Here is a 12,756-nt window from a genome sequence, read left to right as displayed (position 1 = left end):
TTGATGGAAATGGAAGTAAGTTATGAGCTTTTAAACAAAAAGGGGGATGGATGATGACATATATCAATTGTCAGTTAGACGGGGATGTTTTTGAAATCGTTTTCAATAGGCCTGAAGCTTATAATTCGTTTCATGTGGACATGTTTGCTGAATTCAAAGAAGCATGTGATGCAGCGGAGGAAAGCAGTGCTAAAGTCGTTGTCATCAAGGGAGAGGGAAAAGGATTTTCAGCAGGCGGAGATATTGGGATGATGCTTAAGCAGGAAAGTGAAGAAGATTTCCATCGTGTGATGGATTTGATCGAGGGAATTACACTTTCACTAGCTAGTATGAAAAAAGTGACGATTGCGCTTATCCACGGGTCAGCAGCAGGCCTCGCTTTTAGCTTTGCCCTAAGCTGTGACTACTTGTTTATGCATCACGATGCAAAACTTGCCATGAATTTTAATGGGGTAGGATTAATTCCAGATGGCGGGGGGCATTTTTTCCTCACAAAAAGAGTCAGTGAGCAAACCGCCAAACAATTGATTTGGAGCGGACAAAAGCTGCCGGCTGAAGAAGCGTTAAAGCTGAACCTTGCAGACGGGCTGTTCCAAGAAGAGGTCGATGCGTACCAAAAAGTGTGTGTGAAGTCGTTTATGAACATGCCGCTTCAAGCCTTTATCGAAACAAAGATGATCTATTTCCAGCAGTCAGAATCAAAGCTCTTAGCAGTTCTTCAAAAAGAGAGGGCAGCACAGGCAAGACTGAGAAAAAGTCATGATCACAAAGAAGGTATACAGGCTTTTTTAGAAAAAAGACGACCTGTCTTTCAAAAAGCATAGATGAACATAAGGCCGGCGAAAGCCGGCTTTTTAACGTTCAAATAAAAGCAGCTTGCCTGCTTGATTAACGAGTCGATGGGAATGCTTTGTGTATTGCTGTTCCATTAAGCGATGACGCCCTAATTCCTTTGCTTTCTCGTCACTATCCGCTGTGATTTTTTCATTTAATAAAGTCTCACCCGACCGATCAAATACGGTTAAAAAGTATGTCTTCTCCATTCCTCATCTTCCTTTCCTCTGTTTTTAATGTAATTAAACATGGAATAAGACAAAACCTCTTTTTTAGCCCTTAAAAATGTGTTTTGTAGAATGAGAGTGATAGAACGTGCATTCGTAAAAATGGCATGATAAAATATGGACAATGACAGTATCGGACAAGGAGATAGACGTTTGACTAAGCTCACCTTTATTCATGCCGCAGATTTACATTTAGACAGTCCATTTGCAGGAATGTCGACTATACCTAATTCTATATTTAAGCGGCTCAAAGAAAGTACATTTCAAAGTGCTAAGAACATGTTTGATCTTGCCGTTGCGCGAGAAGTAGACTTTGTGCTGCTGAGCGGAGATTTATTTGATGAATCAAATCGCAGCCTGAAAGCACAGCTCTTTTTAAGAAACCAGTTTTTAAGACTGCAAACACATGGGATTGAAGTCTTTATTATTTATGGGAATCATGATCATTTAGGCGGTGAATGGACACCGATTGAGTGGCCTGAGAATGTACATGTCTTTTCGAGCAGTACACCAAGTGATCACTCCTATTATCGAGGGGATCAGCTTGTCGCGAGCATTTATGGGTTTAGCTATAAAGAGCGGGCTGTCTATGAAAATATGACATCTCATTATGTCAAAACGACAGATGCTGCCTATCACATTGCGATGCTTCACGGCACATTAGCCGGGCAAGAAGGCCATGATGCCTACGCCCCATTTCAGCTTCAGCAGCTCCTTTCACAAGATTTTGATTATTGGGCGCTCGGACATATACATAAAAGAGCCCTTCTGCATGAAGATCCATATATTATTTATCCTGGTAATGTGCAGGGCAGACATATAAAAGAAACGGGAGAAAAAGGCTGTTACTTGATTCACCTCTCCGAAGATTCTCACACAGCGGATTTTATCAGCTGTGCAGATATCATCTTTGAGACACTGGCAATAGACATCACAGAAACGGCTCATATGACCGATCTTGTCACACTTGTGGAAGGCAAAATCAATAAGCTGAAAGAGGAAGGCATTCCTCATTTTGTGAGAATTGAATTGATAGGTGATGCGCCTTCTTACTTTGAGCATACACAGCTTGAGGTCCTCGAAGAGCTGATGACTGTTTTTCATGAGCAGGAGGAAGATGAAGACGTGTTCGTTTGGGTGATGTCAATTGACTGCCGAACAAATGAGGATGTGATCTATCCAGAGGATTCTTTTTTGAAGGAACTCACTACAGAAATTGCACAGTTTGAGCCATATGAAGAGCTGCTTTCACCGATCAAGCGTCACCCAACCTACAGAAAGTCAGGAAAAGCGCTCACAAAAGAGGATGAAGTGGATATAAAAGAAGAAGCACAAAGGCTGCTGACGGAACAGCTGAAGCAATTATGAGAAAAGGAGAGGTATGATGAAAATACGTTCACTCCATATAGCGAATTTCGGGAAATTTTCAAATCGAACCTTTCACTTTTCTGATGACGGTTTTCAGCTAGTTTACGGCCTGAATGAATCGGGGAAAACGACATTGAAGGCGTTTATTGAGTCGATGTTATTTGGTTTTTCAAAAAACAAGATGTACAAGTCGAAACAAGGTTCTTTCTATGGCGGCTCCCTCACTTGCTTAGATGAGGAGTTAGGTGTCATTCACATTGAGAGATCGTCCGATCGAGGCGGTCAAGCACAGGTGTTTTTACCGAATGGTGAAGTGAAAGACGAAGCATTTCTGCGGACTCTTTTAAAGGGAACGGATCGCAGATTATTCCAATCAATCTACTCATTTGATGTGTTTGGACTGCAAAATGTCCAAGCCTTAAACGAAGATCAAATCGGTGAATTTCTTCTTTTCTCAAGTTTATTTGGCTCAGATGCGGCCTCCAAGATGGAGAGCAGGCTGCTTAAGCAGCAGGAGCAGCTGTTTAAACCAAATGGACGCAAGCCAGAATTAAACCAGCAGCTTGATCGTTTAAAAGAGCTGACTGGCCAGCTGAAACAAGCTAGATTGGCAGAAGGCCGTTATACAGAAAAGAAACGGGAGCATTCTGAATTCATAGAGACGATCGCAGCGCTTCAAAAGGAAATGAAGCAGACAGAAGAACAGATACAGCAGCTAACTGAACACATTCAACTTTATCCCATGATAGAGAAGAAGCTGGAGTTAAAAAAAGAATTAGCCCGTTATCCAGAACGAGTCAAACGCTTTAGATCAGAAACAGAGCATGAATTGGATAAGTTAGAATCACACCTTCACCCGAAAAAGGCTCAAATGACTGCACTAAAGCAAAAATTAGATCATTTGCAAACCACGTTGGCACAAGTTCAACCGCTTCATGACAAGGATACGTTACTGGAGATGAAGCGTGTCGTTGATGAATCTCCTCATGCTGAACGTGTCAAAAATCGCTTAGCTGAATGTAAAGCAGAACGTGATTCATTGAAACAAAAAATGGACGAAGCCGCAGTGAAGCTGAAGTGGCAGCGTTCAGTCAAGCTCGACCAGATCGACGACTCCCTTGAATTTGAGTGGGAATTAAAGGAGGCTGTCAGCCAATATGTTCGTTTAATGGACAGAAAGGCACAGCTGGATGACAGGTTTGATCATGCAAGACATGAGCTGGAAGAAGCGGAAACCGCTTTAAAAGGATTAAAGGAACAGCAGGCCAAATCGCACAGTACAGTGGAAACTGGGGAAACAAGAACAAAAGAGAAACAGGCTCATTCCCGGGCGTGGTTATTCCCTGTGATGGTGATGTTTGATGCTGCATTTCTGCTTGTCCTTTTCTTTTTAACAGAGTGGTGGGTTACTTTCTTATTTGCAGGTTTTTCTGTTTTTGTCTTCTTTGCTATTTACCCATTTTTGAAATCGGCACAGGTGAAACAGGGAAGCGGCGTGGGAACATTCGATTCCTTCCAAGTGCAGGCAGCTTCAGCTGAAACGCTTGTGAGGCAGAAGGAGCTTTTGTACGAAAGGATTATCCGGCAATATGAAGACTGGGAGAAGGAGCTGGAACCTGTCCAGCAGCAAGTAGAGGAAAAGAAAAGACAGCTGGGCTTGTCCTCAGAGCTTTCTTTCCTTGTAGAAGCCTTCCTTATTCTGAAGCAATTAAAAACGGATACAGCGGAATATGAGGAGCTTAGCCGGGAAATAGACGAGCTTTTAGGCCAGCAATCCAATTATGAGCATAGAGTGGAAGCGTTAAGCAGTCTTCTTCAACGAAAGGAAGGCACCATTCAAGAGAATATCTTGGCCTTTCAAGAGATATTGAAAGATGAGGCGAAAAGAGAAAAAGAACGTCAGACATTGGATGTATCGATTCAACATGTGAAACAGCAGATCACGACGCTAGAAGGGGAAATTGACTATTACGAAAAACAAATGGACGCGCTTTTTCGTCAAGTAGAAGCAGAGTCCAAAAAAGATTACCAAATCCTTTCTCATTTATCGAAAGAATATCGGGAACGGCTTTCCCATTTGCAGCAGCTGAATCAAGAGCTGCATAGAAGCGGCTGCTTTGATGAGGAAGAATCGATTGTTCGCAAAGGATTGCGTCTTCTTGAAGAAGAGTGTGCAGAAGCGAAGCAGCACCTGAATAACGTACAATCGAATGCGGCAAATATGGAAAAACGCCTGGCAGAACGAGCAGTGGAAATCCGGCAAATCGAAGCTTCTGGTACGGTGTCTGATTTGACTCATCAGCTTGCAGCTGAGCAGGAGCATGCAAAGCACCTTGCGAAAAAATGGGCGGCAATTCAGCTTGTCCGCTCCGTCATTCGAGAAAAATTGAATGAGCATAAAGAAACAAGGCTGCCAGCATTGCTGCAAACAGCTTCAAGCTTTATTCAGCCGTTAACGAATGATCGATATGAAGCCATTTTATTTTCACCCGAGGATGACCGGCTGATTGTGAAAAGGCTGGATGGACGAATATTCCGCCCAGAAGAGCTCTCACAGGCAACATGTGAACAAGTCTATCTTGCGATTCGTTTTGCACTCGCCTTGTCGCATCAGCAGGAATGTCAGCTTCCGTTTATGATGGATGACAGCTTCGTTCATTTTGATCATGTTCGTCTAGGAAGAGTGCTGGAGTTGATAAATGAACTCACGCGTTTTGAAACACAGCTGTTTTATTTTACCTGTCATCAGCATATGGCGCAGGCAGCAGAAGATGGACAGATTACGAGTTTAGCAGTTGAATGATTGACAAATAATGACTTATGTTATACTTATATGAGCAGAAACATGGAAGGAGCTTTTATTGAATGGCTAAAGGGATCATGACCTATGATGTCGGCGAACAAGTTGACCTGCATTTATTAATTAAATCATCTACTAAAGGGATTGCAAGTAATGGCAAACCATTTTTAACGCTCATTCTTCAAGATCAAAGTGGAGATATTGAGGCGAAACTATGGGATGCAAAGCAGAATGATGAAATCACCTATGGCCCGCAAACCATCGTGAAGGTAGTAGGCGACATTCATCATTATCGCGGGAGGAATCAGCTGAAGCTTAGGAATATACGCCCTGTTGCTGAAAACGAGCAAATTCGAATTGATGATTTTCTCGAAACAGCTCCTATTCCAAAACACGATATGATGGATACGATTATGCAATATATCTTTGATATGAAAAACCCTAATATTCAGCGTGTTACAAGGCATTTGCTGAAGAAATATGGACAGGAATTTGCTGATTATCCAGCAGCGACAAAAAATCATCACGAATTTGTCTCTGGACTCGCTTACCACGTCGTGTCCATGCTGCATTTAGCAAAATCCATTGTTGACCTATATCCATCACTAGATCGAGATCTTTTATATTCAGGTATCATTCTTCATGATTTAGGGAAAGTAAAAGAGCTTTCAGGTCCAGTCTCTACCACATATACAGTGGAAGGGAATTTAATTGGCCACATTTCCATCATGGTGACAGAAATTGCGAAAGCGGCGGAAGAGCTTAGCATTGATTCAGAAGAAATTCTCATTTTACAGCACTTAGTCCTAAGTCATCATGGAAAAGGAGAGTGGGGCAGCCCGAAACCACCAATGGTGAAAGAGGCTGAAATTCTCCACTATATTGATAATTTAGATGCGAAAATGAACATGATGGATCGTGCGCTTGAGCATGTGAAACCAGGAGAATATACAGAACGTATTTTTGCACTTGAGAATCGTTCGTTTTATAAACCAACCTTCCATCACGAATAATCATGTCAAAACGTCCGTTTATGCGGGCGTTTTTTTCATAACTTGTCTTCTTTTCGCATAAGCATGTAACACAAAGGAAGAGAGGAATGTCCTTAAGAAAAGGAGGCGATGAAAAAATGTTGTTTTTTCCGTGGTGGGTGTATGCCTGTATCATCGGCATTATTTTCTGTGCGTATAAATTAATGACAACAGCCAAAGAGGAGCAAGAAATTGATCAATCCTTTATTGAAAAGGAAGGAGAAATTTTTATCGAGCGAATGGAACAGGAAAGAGAGCGCAGACGTCAGGATCAGCAGGTGAAAAGATCACAGGATACTGCGGCACAAGAAGATCATTCAATTGCTTAATCTAGTCATACAAAAACCCCTCTGCACGATGATGGCAGAGGGGTTTTTTGTGATTACTGTTGAGTCTGCTGATTTTGTGCAGGCTGTTCAGATTTTTCTTTGAACGTTTTTTCAAGCTCTTTATCTTTTACTTTCACATCAGCATCTTTTACTAATTTGTTTAAGATGTTTTGGATTTCATTTGTGTCTGCCTGTTTTTGGTCAAGCAGTTCTTTTTTCAAGTCCGCTTTCATGTCATCATATTTACCGCGTTCTTCGGTCTTTTTAATGATATGATAGCCGAATTGGGATTTTACTGGCTTGCTGATTTCATTTACTTTTAGTTTGAAAGCAGCCTTACTGAAGTTCTCGTCCATTTGGCCTTCTTTTGCGAACCAGCCTACATCGCCGCCTTGTGCAGCTGAAGCAGTATCAGTTGAATATTCAGAGACAAGGGCATCCCATTTTTCACCTTTATCTAATTTCTTTTCCACTTCGTCAGCTGTTTTCTTATCAGCTACTAAAATATGGCTTGCACGGATTTTCCCTTTAAGGTCATCGTAATACGCTTTGACTTCTTTATCAGTGATTTTGATGTTAGCTTTGGCAGCCTTTTGAGTCAGCAGCTCATATTTCACTTGATCTTTGATGTAATCTTTACCGAATTCATCTTGAAGCTGTTTTAAACGATCTTCACCAAGTGTCTTTTTATATTCTTCCAATTTCTTATCGATTTCTTTATCGGATACTTTGTATTTGTCAGCAAGAACCTTTTGTTGAACAAGTAGGTTTAGAGCATCTCCACCTGCTTGTTTCTTAAGAGTTGTATAAAGTTCACCTTTTGTGACATCTCCTGATTTTGTTGTTGCGATTACATCTTTATCACCGCTACTGCATGCGCCAAGAGTTAAAACACTTACTGCTGTTACAGCTGCTAAAGCCATTTTTTTCATTCAAAAAACACTCCTAATCTTTCCAATTTATTTATCATTGCTTGTATCATAACATATTGTGACATGCTGTAAAAAGAAATGCAAATGGAAGGGCATTCGTCTAGTCAAAAAATTGCGCGCGACATACACATATAGTGATCACAAAAAGGAGGCTGAATTATATGGGAGCAGGATATTCTAATGGGTTTGCTTTATTGGTCGTGCTATTCATTTTGCTGATCATCGTTGGTGCAGCATATCTTTACTAATTAAATCGCTGTGACAGAAGGGAGCCGTCCTGCCATGCGTGAGGGCGGTTCTTTTTTCAAACGATGACAGGTGCCTAAACGCTTTTTATTTTTCTGCATACACTGAGCTTAGAACAGAGGAAGAACTGGCAGGAGGTGTTTTTACATGGGAGGAGAAGTCTTTGCTGGCGGTTTTGCACTAGTCGTCGTATTATTCATCTTATTGATCATCATCGGTGCATCTTGGATTTGCTAATTAAAATATACACAAAAAGCTGCCCTCAAACTGGCAGCTTTTGCTTTGATCTTAAATGGAAATGGTAATTTCAACAAATGATGAGATAAGTAAGATCAGTATTGATACATTGATAAAGCGAAACACCTTATCTTGCCGTTCTTCAGGAATCTCTCTGACAAGGCATAATGTATTAGTAAGCCTGTTTATTGAATACACAATAAACGCGGCAAAGACGATGAAGTAAAATAAAACTATCGGAGATCCCCCCTCTCTATGCTATTCCCATACTACATTACCAAATTTTTTATGAAAAAGATAGAAGTTGGCTTTAAAAACCTCATGATGAGGAAGTTTGGTCAACTAAAATATCAAACTCGTCTTGAGCTTGATCGATGATGCAGGATTTAGGTGCTTTAAGCAGCTTCCATGCAAATAAAAAGTCAGGCAAACAATAGCCTGCATGTATACTTGCGATGATGATAAAATAGTGTGCATACATGGGAAACGCCACGCCTAATACAAAGTAAACCGGTGAGATGACACAAAATGGGCTGAGAAGTGAAAAAAGCATCACTTTCTTAGGCACGCGCTGCCAGCAATTTCGTTTCATAAATAGCGTCATTTTTTTCTTGTTTTTCATCACTGGGATCAAGTGAACCACACGGTGGACAAGCAATGTCACAAGTAAGAGCACGGCAAAAAGCGGTGCGTTATGGCTGCTTAGCCTCGTTTCAGGATGAGTCAGTTGAAAACATAAAAATGCCATAATGAAAAAAAGGATAGCAAGACTTATGGCAGAAATCATCATTCTCGTATAACCATAATCCTTTTCAAGATTAATGGTCTTCCAACAATTCATTTTTCATCCTTCCAATCTAAAAATCGAATTGAATATCTCAAGATAATTTACTCTTCCTGAGGATAAAAATCAATGGTTTTGATGAAAAAAAATAAAATGCTGCCTTCAAATGGAATAAAGAGAGGAAACTTTGGATTTTTCAAGAAAAAAGAACAGAAGGGGGAGGTTCGTCTCTTTCGTCAATGAGTAATTTCGGCTAAAATAGAAGGACTAAGAGAAAGAGGGAACGTACATGAGTATTGAGGAACGAATGAGCCAGCTTGAATATTATATGGAACTTTTATTGACGGCAACCGATATGAGCCGTTATCCATATTATGCGTTATTGATCAGGCAGCGTGTATCGAAAGAAGAGGCAGAGGAAATTGAGCGTATTTGTGCTGAGCTTTCAGAGGAAATGGATAAGCAAAGAGCACAAGGCTACGTCATGTTTGACGATCTCCTTGCGCTCTTTGCGGGACAGTTAATTGAAAAGCTGGATGTTCATGAGACGATATTTGCTTTGCATGATCAAGGGCTCTTTCAGCCGCTAATGAATGAATTTATAAAGATCATTAAACAATTTGATTTGTGTTAGCCGCTTTTTCTGCTGCCTCCGCTGAGTTTTCAAGTTCCTCAGTCTTTTTCTTGACTCTTCCTCGCTCATTCAAAAAGTCCTTCTCAATGTTTGAAAACGATTTCTCAAAAATCTCCATGAAATCCTCACCATAAATGTTTCGGATGATACACATCATTTCTAAAATCTCAGGGAACTTTCCGTAAATGTCATGAAGCGGCTGTGCGCCTTTGACAATACCAGTTCGAGCCGGGTCATAATCTTCGAGTAGTTTATGGAATGTCTCTTCGCCTTTTGGCGTTAGTTCAATATACGTATTGCGTTTATCGTTTAACTTTTTAGAAAATTTTAAAAATCCTCGTTCCTCCAGTTTCTTGGAGAAGTTAAACGCCGTTGATACATGCATGACGCCAAACTTTGCAATTTCTGATATTGAAGCTCCTTTTAATTGATACGCAATCCACAAAATATGATGTTCATTGATATTTAGGTTATACGGTTTGATCCACTGCTGCCAGTCCTTTTCAATGGATTTCCAAAGAGCTTTGCTCAATTGGGCCATTCTTTGACTGAATAAAAGTGCTTCTTTTACATCGAAAGGCTGTTCCGAATGATTCATCCATTTCACCTACTTCTCTTTTTCTTGTAATTCTATTATGCCAATAAAATAAAGATTAATAAAGCTGAAAATTCAAGAATTTTTAAAAGTCATGAAAAACATTGACAAAATAACCTTTTTTCAACAAAAAAAGTGCGGGATACGCACCCCGCACACTTTTGTAAACGAATATTTTTTTGTGAGTATATTAGTTTTGTAAGGTTTTCTCCAGTTGTTTGAGCTTTTCCTCAATTTCCTGAATTTCCTTTTGTAAGTCCTGCTGATGAGGTTTGATTTCTTCGCGCCATTGCTGGATCGATGTTTGCAATTCAGATCCGACTTCTTTAATCACCTCTGCGCTTTCTTTTGCTGTTTCCACAATTTGCTCTTTTAAAGCTTGTCCATCTCTTTTTAATTTTGTCAGCGTATCTTCGAATTTGTCATAGCCGTCTTTCACTTTTCCGCGCACATCTCTGCCAGAAGAGGGAGTCGTCAGGAGCACTGCCGCACCTCCGAGGAGACCGCCTACAAATAATCCTGTTAATAAAGAACGTCCACTAGCCATTCAAATCACCTCTAGTCAAATTTTACACATTCGCATGTTCTCTCTGAGCTGACGATCAGCTTCATTGAACTTCCATACATAGCTTGCTTTATTTTAGCATACTTTTGAAGAAAAGGGAGGGGAGAAGGTTGTCTGTCTTTCTGTTCGTTTTTATGTGTATCGTCATCGTTTTTACAGGTGGTTCTATTCATTATGCAAGACAGCTTGGGTATGCAGGGTCTTATCCGCCAAAACATGTCTTAAAGCAAAAAGCACTTGTGTGTGCGGCAGGTGCAGGGATTTCGCTCCTCATTTTGCTGCTGACCCTTTTTCTTTTATAAAAGCATGAAAAAAACCTCTTCATCTATCATGAAGAGGTTCGGTTATTCGTTAAGCAACTTCTATCATTCTTGCACGTCTCAGAATGGACTGAGCAATTGGGAAGACAAATACCATAGCGATGGTATTAATCACGGCTGCTGGCAGGACGACGCCCACAAGAAGTGCCGGTAATGCAGCTGGCAGTCCAGTGATCAGTAAAGCGGCAGATAAGAAAATCACGCCGGATACGATGGTTCCAATCGCAGTTAACACAGCGGTCAGCACGACTTTGTTCTTTATCTTCGAGCAAGATAAGAAAAGGGCTAGGAAGATAAAGGCTGTCACTGGTTTATCAATCATATTCGGAATTTGTCCGCCTGGGAATCCCGTTGTTAATGCAGAAATGACACCAGTCACTAGCGCAATCACGACGACATGCTGAACCTTTGGGAAAAGGATGATGCTTAAAAACATCATGACCAGCATCATATCAGGTTTCATTCCGAAAAAGATGGGCGGGAAAATCGTATGCAAAACAGCTCCCATTGCTGCAAGCAATGACATAATCACTAATTCTTTTGTTTTCATTTCTATGCTCTCCTCTGCTAAGCTCTTATAGGACTCTCCAATAATATGGCTCATCATTTATTGCAAGAGTCATGACTTTATATTTCTCGTTATTATAACAAATTTATTTCCCTATAGAAAAGCCTTTTTACTCATTTTCTTGCTGGAACTTTTTCATAAAGTCCGCAAGCTTTTGGCAGTCTTCAATTGAGACCGCATTGTAAATAGATGCTCTGCATCCACCGACAGAACGGTGGCCGGCAAGTCCAACCATTTGCTCTTGCTTTGCTTTTTCCACAAAGGAAGAAGTAAGTGCATCATCACGAAGAGTAAAGGTGACATTCATATGCGAACGGCTGTCAGCACGCGCATGTCCTTGATAAAAACCGCCGCTCTGATCAATTGTATCGTAGAGAATGCCTGCTTTTTGTTCATTGCGTTTTTCCGCTGCTTCTACACCGCCAGCTTGTTTAACATGCTCAAGGACAAGCGATAGCATATAAATCGCAAAAGTCGGTGGTGTGTGATAAAGAGAGTTAGCTTTTGCGTGTGTCGAATATTTTAATATTTTTGGTGTGCTGCTTTTCTCTTTCTCTAATAAACGTTTGCGCGCAATCACAATCGTGATACCTGATGGACCTAGGTTTTTTTGTGCCCCGGCATAGATGAAATCAAATGAAGAAACGTCTATTTTTTTACTGAGAATATCACTGGACATATCCGCAATGAGCGGGAGTGACGTGTTCGGGAACGTTTTCCACTGAGTGCCGAAGATCGTATTGTTCGATGTGATGTGTAAGTAAGCACCATCTGTTAAACCGGAAGCATCTACTTCTGGAATATATGAGTAGTTGTCATCTTCACTTGAAGCAAAGACAGATGTCTGACCAAACCCTTTTGCTTCTGACAATGCTTTTTCTGACCATGCGCCTGTTTGAATGAAATGAGCTGTTTCGCCTTCATGTAAGAAGTTCATAGGAATCATCGCAAATTGAAGACTAGCTCCGCCTTGTAAAAAGAGGACTTCATAATCTTCTGGAATGTCCATCAGTTCCACCAAAAGCGCTTTTGCTTTATTGTGGACTTCTTCATATTCACCGCTGCGATGAGAAAGCTCCATCACAGACATCCCAGTTTGTTTAAAATCAACAAGTTCTTCCTGTGCTTTTTGAAGCACTTCTAGCGGCAGTGCCGCCGGACCAGCATTAAAATTTGTCGTTCGCTTCATCACAATCTCTCCCTATTTCTCGCGTTAATGGATCAAAAGATAAAACCATCCTATCACAAATTTGAAGCATTTGGACAAAAAATTTGAATCGTTCAAA

The 12,756-nt window shown here is 40.7% G+C and carries 17 protein-coding genes; 9 read left to right on the top strand and 8 right to left on the bottom strand.

What is annotated here, in order from left to right:
* Window positions 1-53: 53 nt before the first annotated feature.
* Window positions 54-824, top strand: coding sequence for an enoyl-CoA hydratase (locus OIT90_RS16455; protein ID WP_186315145.1), 771 nt, complete (start codon window positions 54-56; stop codon window positions 822-824).
* A 30-nt stretch (window positions 825-854) separates the two neighbouring features.
* Here OIT90_RS16455 and OIT90_RS16450 read toward each other — a convergent pair whose 3' ends face one another.
* Window positions 855-1,043 (bottom strand): YhzD family protein, encoded by a 189-nt coding sequence (locus tag OIT90_RS16450; RefSeq protein ID WP_047202901.1) that lies wholly within the window; start codon window positions 1,041-1,043, stop codon window positions 855-857.
* Between the two features lie 171 nt (window positions 1,044-1,214).
* On the opposite strand from OIT90_RS16450, the gene OIT90_RS16445 reads away from it, so the two are divergent.
* The 4 genes from OIT90_RS16445 (at window position 1,215) to OIT90_RS16430 (ending at window position 6,589) form a co-directional block, all read left to right on the top strand.
* Window positions 1,215-2,429, top strand: a complete 1,215-nt coding sequence (locus tag OIT90_RS16445; RefSeq protein WP_144490878.1) for a metallophosphoesterase family protein — start codon at window positions 1,215-1,217, stop codon at window positions 2,427-2,429.
* 16 nt (window positions 2,430-2,445) lie between these two features.
* The gene (locus OIT90_RS16440; protein ID WP_144490879.1) at window positions 2,446-5,232 is read left to right on the top strand and encodes an ATP-binding protein; all 2,787 of its coding nucleotides are present in this window, start codon (window positions 2,446-2,448) and stop codon (window positions 5,230-5,232) included.
* A 62-nt stretch (window positions 5,233-5,294) separates the two neighbouring features.
* Window positions 5,295-6,242, top strand: a complete 948-nt coding sequence (yhaM, locus tag OIT90_RS16435; RefSeq protein WP_024425447.1) for a 3'-5' exoribonuclease YhaM — start codon at window positions 5,295-5,297, stop codon at window positions 6,240-6,242.
* A 116-nt stretch (window positions 6,243-6,358) separates the two neighbouring features.
* Window positions 6,359-6,589, top strand: a complete 231-nt coding sequence (locus OIT90_RS16430) for a sporulation YhaL family protein (protein WP_039183045.1) — start codon at window positions 6,359-6,361, stop codon at window positions 6,587-6,589.
* A 53-nt stretch (window positions 6,590-6,642) separates the two neighbouring features.
* On the opposite strand, the gene OIT90_RS16425 is transcribed toward OIT90_RS16430, so the two are convergent.
* The gene (locus OIT90_RS16425) at window positions 6,643-7,521 is read right to left on the bottom strand and encodes a peptidylprolyl isomerase (RefSeq protein WP_039177572.1); all 879 of its coding nucleotides are present in this window, start codon (window positions 7,519-7,521) and stop codon (window positions 6,643-6,645) included.
* 161 nt (window positions 7,522-7,682) lie between these two features.
* On the opposite strand from OIT90_RS16425, the gene OIT90_RS16420 reads away from it, so the two are divergent.
* Both OIT90_RS16420 and OIT90_RS16415 read left to right on the top strand, forming a co-directional pair.
* Entirely contained in the window at window positions 7,683-7,769 is an 87-nt protein-coding gene (locus OIT90_RS16420; protein WP_008361129.1) for a YjcZ family sporulation protein, read from the top strand.
* Window positions 7,770-7,914: 145 nt separating this feature from the next.
* Complete coding sequence (locus OIT90_RS16415) at window positions 7,915-8,004, top strand: YjcZ family sporulation protein (protein WP_017360317.1); 90 nt, start codon at window positions 7,915-7,917, stop codon at window positions 8,002-8,004.
* Between the two features lie 51 nt (window positions 8,005-8,055).
* Here OIT90_RS16415 and OIT90_RS16410 read toward each other — a convergent pair whose 3' ends face one another.
* Both OIT90_RS16410 and OIT90_RS16405 read right to left on the bottom strand, forming a co-directional pair.
* Complete coding sequence (locus OIT90_RS16410) at window positions 8,056-8,241, bottom strand: hypothetical protein (RefSeq protein WP_072368131.1); 186 nt, start codon at window positions 8,239-8,241, stop codon at window positions 8,056-8,058.
* Between the two features lie 82 nt (window positions 8,242-8,323).
* Complete coding sequence (locus OIT90_RS16405) at window positions 8,324-8,845, bottom strand: DUF3267 domain-containing protein (RefSeq protein WP_039177576.1); 522 nt, start codon at window positions 8,843-8,845, stop codon at window positions 8,324-8,326.
* 232 nt (window positions 8,846-9,077) lie between these two features.
* On the opposite strand from OIT90_RS16405, the gene OIT90_RS16400 reads away from it, so the two are divergent.
* Entirely contained in the window at window positions 9,078-9,422 is a 345-nt protein-coding gene (locus tag OIT90_RS16400) for a YhaI family protein (RefSeq protein ID WP_144495260.1), read from the top strand.
* On the opposite strand, the gene OIT90_RS16395 is transcribed toward OIT90_RS16400, so the two are convergent.
* Window positions 9,400-10,020 (bottom strand): HTH-type transcriptional regulator Hpr, encoded by a 621-nt coding sequence (locus tag OIT90_RS16395; protein ID WP_058838795.1) that lies wholly within the window; start codon window positions 10,018-10,020, stop codon window positions 9,400-9,402. The two genes, OIT90_RS16400 and OIT90_RS16395, sit on opposite strands and share 23 nt — an antisense overlap.
* A 187-nt stretch (window positions 10,021-10,207) precedes the next feature.
* Window positions 10,208-10,564, bottom strand: a complete 357-nt coding sequence (locus tag OIT90_RS16390; RefSeq protein WP_024425453.1) for a YtxH domain-containing protein — start codon at window positions 10,562-10,564, stop codon at window positions 10,208-10,210.
* A 128-nt stretch (window positions 10,565-10,692) separates the two neighbouring features.
* On the opposite strand from OIT90_RS16390, the gene yhzF reads away from it, so the two are divergent.
* Window positions 10,693-10,884 (top strand): membrane protein YhzF, encoded by a 192-nt coding sequence (gene yhzF / locus OIT90_RS16385; RefSeq protein WP_024425454.1) that lies wholly within the window; start codon window positions 10,693-10,695, stop codon window positions 10,882-10,884.
* Between the two features lie 49 nt (window positions 10,885-10,933).
* On the opposite strand, the gene OIT90_RS16380 is transcribed toward yhzF, so the two are convergent.
* Window positions 10,934-11,452: a tryptophan transporter gene (locus tag OIT90_RS16380; RefSeq protein WP_039177586.1), complete on the bottom strand. Its 519-nt coding sequence runs from the start codon at window positions 11,450-11,452 to the stop codon at window positions 10,934-10,936.
* Between the two features lie 127 nt (window positions 11,453-11,579).
* Window positions 11,580-12,659, bottom strand: a complete 1,080-nt coding sequence (gene serC / locus OIT90_RS16375; RefSeq protein WP_058838797.1) for a 3-phosphoserine/phosphohydroxythreonine transaminase — start codon at window positions 12,657-12,659, stop codon at window positions 11,580-11,582.
* Between the last annotated feature and the right edge of the window lie 97 nt (window positions 12,660-12,756).

It is taken from the genome of Bacillus sp. ABR, from assembly GCF_056172715.1.
The sequence above is the reverse complement of the archived record's forward strand: the minus strand, read 5'-3'. Positions and strand labels throughout refer to the sequence as shown.